5 protein-coding genes are annotated in these 4,858 nt (G+C 71.1%); 4 read left to right on the forward strand and 1 reads right to left on the reverse strand.

The window, feature by feature from the left end; genetic code table 11:
• Positions 1–194 precede the first annotated feature (194 nt).
• Positions 195–851 carry a phosphoribosylglycinamide formyltransferase gene (purN, locus tag JGS39_RS39100; RefSeq protein WP_219574519.1) on the forward strand — a complete coding sequence of 219 codons (657 nt, stop codon included), beginning with the start codon at positions 195–197 and terminating at the stop codon, positions 849–851.
• A complete protein-coding gene (gene purH / locus JGS39_RS39105) occupies positions 838–2,391 on the forward strand; it encodes a bifunctional phosphoribosylaminoimidazolecarboxamide formyltransferase/IMP cyclohydrolase (protein WP_219574520.1) in 1,554 nt (517 codons plus the stop codon). Before purN ends, purH begins: the two co-directional genes overlap by 14 nt.
• A gap of 73 nt (positions 2,392–2,464) precedes the next feature.
• On the opposite strand, the gene JGS39_RS39110 is transcribed toward purH, so the two are convergent.
• Positions 2,465–3,061, reverse strand: coding sequence for an RDD family protein (locus JGS39_RS39110; protein ID WP_219574521.1), 597 nt, complete (start codon positions 3,059–3,061; stop codon positions 2,465–2,467).
• A gap of 229 nt (positions 3,062–3,290) precedes the next feature.
• Here JGS39_RS39110 and JGS39_RS39115 point away from each other — a divergent pair, with 229 nt between their 5' ends.
• Both JGS39_RS39115 and JGS39_RS39120 read left to right on the forward strand, forming a co-directional pair.
• Positions 3,291–4,160, forward strand: a complete 870-nt coding sequence (locus JGS39_RS39115) for a bifunctional methylenetetrahydrofolate dehydrogenase/methenyltetrahydrofolate cyclohydrolase (RefSeq protein ID WP_219574522.1) — start codon at positions 3,291–3,293, stop codon at positions 4,158–4,160.
• Positions 4,161–4,180: 20 nt separating this feature from the next.
• Positions 4,181–4,807 carry a DUF3017 domain-containing protein gene (locus JGS39_RS39120; RefSeq protein ID WP_219574523.1) on the forward strand — a complete coding sequence of 209 codons (627 nt, stop codon included), beginning with the start codon at positions 4,181–4,183 and terminating at the stop codon, positions 4,805–4,807.
• Positions 4,808–4,858 lie beyond the last annotated feature (51 nt).

Genomic DNA, 4,858 nt, shown 5'->3' on the forward strand with positions numbered 1-4,858 from the left:
CCCGTCAGACGAGGCCCTCCCGAGGTGCCGGTATCGTTGCTGACGGTCGGCTCGTTCGTAGAGTTCCCCGTATCGGGGAGCGTGCTTCTTTCGTACGACCGCACAAACAGCATGGCCGTCGTGCCGCCGGTCCCGCAATGCGGCGGGCGGTGCGGCCGTTTCGAACTGCTCCACACGCGAGAAAGGGCCCAGCCGTGGCCTCCCCGCTCTCCTCCGCCGGACCGGCCCGCCTCGTCGTCCTGGTCTCCGGCTCCGGTACGAACCTCCAAGCCCTGCTCGACGCGATCGGCGACGACCCCGAGGGGTACGGCGCCCGGATCGTCGCGGTCGGTGCGGACCGCGACAACATCACCGGGCTGGAGCGGGCCGAGCGGGCCGGGCTGCCCACCTTCGTGTGCCGGGTCAAGGACTACGGGGCGCGCGCGGAGTGGGACGCGGCGCTCGCCGCCGCCACCGCGGAGTACCGCCCGGACCTCGTCGTCTCCGCGGGCTTCATGAAGATCGTGGGCAAGGAGTTCCTCGCCGGGTTCGGCGGCCGGTTCATCAACACCCACCCCGCCCTGCTCCCCAGCTTTCCCGGGGCCCACGGTGTGCGCGACGCGCTCGCGTACGGCGTGAAGGTCACCGGGTGCACGGTCCACTTCGTCGACGACGGTGTCGACACCGGTCCGATCATCGCGCAGGGCGTGGTCGAGGTGACCGAAGAGGACACCCCGGAGGGCGAAGCGGCCCTCCACGAACGCATCAAGGAAGTCGAGCGCAAGCTGCTCGTCGAGGCCGTGGGGCGGCTCGCCCGTGACGGCTATCGCATTGAGGGACGAAAGGTTCATCTCGGTCATGTCGGTGAATAAGCCCATCCGCCGCGCCCTGGTCAGTGTCTACGACAAGACGGGGCTCGAAGACCTCGCCCGCGGTCTGCACGAGGCGGGTGTCGAGCTGGTCTCCACCGGCTCCACCGCCGGGAAGATCGCCGCCGCCGGAGTACCGGTCACCAAGGTCGAGGAGCTCACCGGCTTCCCCGAGTGCCTCGACGGCCGCGTCAAGACGCTGCACCCGCGCGTCCACGCCGGCATCCTCGCCGACCTGCGCCTGGACGCCCACCGCGAGCAGCTCGCCGAGCTCGGCGTGGAGCCGTTCGACCTGGTGGTCGTGAACCTCTACCCGTTCAAGGCGACCGTCGCCTCCGGCGCCTCCGACGACGAGTGCGTGGAGCAGATCGACATCGGCGGCCCGTCGATGGTCCGCGCCGCCGCCAAGAACCACCCGTCGGTCGCCGTCGTCACCAGCCCCGAGCGGTACGCCGACGTCCTCGCCGCGGTCACGGCCGGCGGCTTCGACCTGACCGCCCGCAAGCGGCTCGCCGCCGAGGCCTTCCAGCACACCGCCGCCTACGACGTGGCCGTCGCCTCCTGGTTCGCCGCCGACTACGCCGCCGCCGACGACTCGGGCTTCCCCGACTTCACCGGTGCGACGTACGAGCGCAAGAACGTCCTGCGCTACGGCGAGAACCCGCACCAGCCCGCCGCGCTCTACACCTCCGGCGAAGGCGGCCTTGCCGAGGCGGAGCAGCTGCACGGCAAGGAGATGTCGTACAACAACTACACGGACACCGACGCCGCGCGCCGGGCCGCGTACGACCACACCGAGCCGTGCGTCGCGATCATCAAGCACGCCAACCCGTGCGGCATCGCGATCGCCGACGACGTCGCGACGGCGCACCGCAACGCCCACGCCTGTGACCCGCTGTCGGCGTTCGGCGGCGTCATCGCCGTCAACCGTCCGGTGACGGTCGCCATGGCCGAGCAGGTCGCGGAGATCTTCACCGAGGTCATCGTCGCCCCGGCGTACGAGGACGGCGCCGTCGAGGTGCTCGCCCGCAAGAAGAACATCCGCGTGCTGCGCTGCCCCGACGCCCCGTCCGCCGAGGTCGAGGTCAAGCCGATCGACGGTGGTGCGCTGCTCCAGGTCACAGACCGCCTCCAGGCCGAGGGCGACGACCCGGCCAACTGGACGCTGGCCGCGGGCGAGGCGCTCTCCGCCGACGAGCTCGAGGAGCTCTCCTTCGCGTGGAAGGCGTGCCGCGCGGTCAAGTCGAACGCGATCCTGCTCGCCAAGGACGGCGCCTCGGTCGGCGTCGGCATGGGCCAGGTCAACCGCGTCGACTCCGCGAAGCTCGCCGTCGAGCGCGCGGGCGAGGAGCGGGCGCGGGGCGCGTACGCGGCCTCCGACGCCTTCTTCCCCTTCCCCGACGGGCTGGAGATCCTGACCGCCGCCGGCGTGAAGGCCGTGGCCCAGCCCGGCGGTTCGGTCCGCGACGAGCTGGTGGTCGAGGCCGCGAAGAAGGCGGGCGTGACGATGTACTTCACGGGTACGCGGCACTTCTTCCACTGACCTCATGACGAAGGGCCGTAACCCGACGCGATGCGCGTCGGGTTACGGCCCTTCGTGTGTGTCCGCGTCCGGATCAGACGGACTTGACGACCACGCTGGAGCAGATCTTGTCCGCGAAGGTCTGCTTCTTGGCGTCCCAGATCGGCCACAGCCAGCCGAGGTAGCAGGCGAGGCTGTCCAGGAAGTGGGCGATGTAGCGGACGAACGCCATGCCGAAGCCCAGCGGCTGGCCGTCGGCCTCGCGCAGCACGCGGATGTTCACGGCCTTCTTGCCGATGAACTGGCCGGTCGTGCCTTCCTTGTACAGCTTGAAGAGGCCGAGCCCGAGGGCGACGAGGGCGCCGAGGAGGACGAGCGCGGTGCCCGCGCCGCCGCCCACGCCGCCGCCGATGCCGATCAGCAGCCCGTACGGAACGCCGATCACAATGGCGTCGATCAGCATCGCCGCGACCCGGCTCCACCAGCCGGCGAACGCGGGCATGCCGCCGTAACCGGGCTGAGGCATGCCGTACTGGGCGGGCGGGGCCTGCGGGTAGCCGTAACCGGGCTGGCCCTGCGGCGGGATGCCCTGGGGGGCCTGCTGCGGGTAGCCGTAGCCCGGCTGGCCCTGCGGCGGCTGACCGGGCTGCTGCCCGTAGGGGTTGTTCGGGTTCGGGTCGCCGAAGCTCATCTGGGGCGTTCCTCCAACAGGACGTACGGGGACGAATGCGGCCGCACGGAGGAAGAAAACATCAGCGGTCCGCCCCCCGGATACTTCTGCGGCACTGCGGCCTTCATCGTTATAAGCGGGAAGTAAGTTTGTCCAGTCGCTGCCCGAGAAGTTGTCCAAGTGCAACCTTGTGTCCACGCGCGGTATCTGCAATTGGTCCCTGGGCGGGGTCATCCGCGAGTATGGGGACATGACTGCCCAGATTCTCGATGGCAAGGCCACCGCAGCCGCGATCAAGTCCGATCTCACCGTCCGCGTGGCGGCCCTCAAGGCCCGGGGTATCACCCCCGGCCTGGGAACCCTGCTCGTCGGGGACGACCCGGGCAGCAGGTGGTACGTGAACGGCAAGCACAAGGACTGCGCCCAGGTCGGTATCGGCTCCATCCAGCGCGAACTCCCCGACACCGCCACGCAGGAGGAGATCGAGGACGTCGTCCGCGAACTCAACGCCGACCCCGCGTGCACCGGTTACATCGTGCAGCTGCCCCTGCCCAAGGGCATCGACACCAACCGTGTCCTGGAACTCATGGATCCGGCCAAGGACGCCGACGGCCTGCACCCGATGAGCCTGGGCCGGCTCGTGCTCAACGAGCAGGGCCCGCTGCCCTGCACCCCGCAGGGCGTCGTGCAGCTGCTCCGCCACCACGGGGTCGAGATCAACGGCGCGCACGTCGTGGTCGTCGGACGCGGCGTCACGATCGGCCGGTCGATCCCGCTGCTGCTGACCCGCAAGTCCGAGAACGCCACGGTGACCCAGTGCCACACCGGCACCCGTGACCTCTCCTCCCACCTCCGTCGGGCGGACATCATCGTCGCCGCCGCCGGCGTGCCGCACATCATCAAGCCCGAGGACGTGAAGCCGGGTGCGGCCGTGCTCGATGTCGGCGTCAGCCGGGACGAGAACGGCAAGATCGTCGGCGACGTCCACCCCGGCGTGGCCGAGGTCGCCGCCTGGATCTCGCCGAACCCGGGCGGTGTCGGCCCGATGACCCGCGCGCAGTTGCTCGTCAACGTGGTCGAGGCGGCCGAGCACGCCGCCGACGCCGCAGACGCCGTCTGATCCGATCCGGAAGGAACCCCATGGGTGCTGGTACGAGTCCGGCCGACCGGGCCGCCGCGGCGACCGGGCCGGCCGACGGGCAGGCCGAGGCCGCGGCCGAAGCGCCCGCGCCGGATGCGGCCGGCGGCCCCGCGGCAGTCGAGGCCGACGCCTCGGCGGCCGATGCGGCGGAGGGCGCCGCGGAGGCCCCGGAGGCCCGCACCGGCAGCCACCCGGAGCCCGGCCCCGCCGCGACCCCCGCGGCGCGCCGGTCGCGGCGGTTCCCGTCGTTCACCCGGGACACCGCGCGTCCCGAGGGTGGTGGCCGGGCGGCTGGCGGGGACCGGGCCCCGGCGCCCGCTCGTCAGTGGCCGCTGCTCGCCGTGCTCTGCACGGCCGGGGCAGGTCTGCTGATCGTGGCCGCCGACCCCTTCGACCAGGCCTTCCGGATCGGCACGATCCTGATCGGCGTGGCGCTCATCGGGGGCGCGGTCCTGCGTCTGGTGGTTCCCTCGGTGGGCATGCTCGCGGTGCGTTCCCGCTTCACCGACCTGGTGACGTACGGACTGCTGGGCGTTCTTATCGTGATGCTGTCGCTCGTGGCGCAGCCCAAACCGTGGCTGGACATCCCGCTCCTGGAGGACGCCGTCCACTTCACGATCCGTTGAGCGCAGCCCTCCGAGTGAGCGGTGTCCGTCCGCTTGAGCGGTGTCCGTCCC

This window comes from Streptomyces poriferorum, assembly GCF_019399235.1.
GTDB classification, from domain to species: domain Bacteria; phylum Actinomycetota; class Actinomycetes; order Streptomycetales; family Streptomycetaceae; genus Streptomyces; species Streptomyces poriferorum.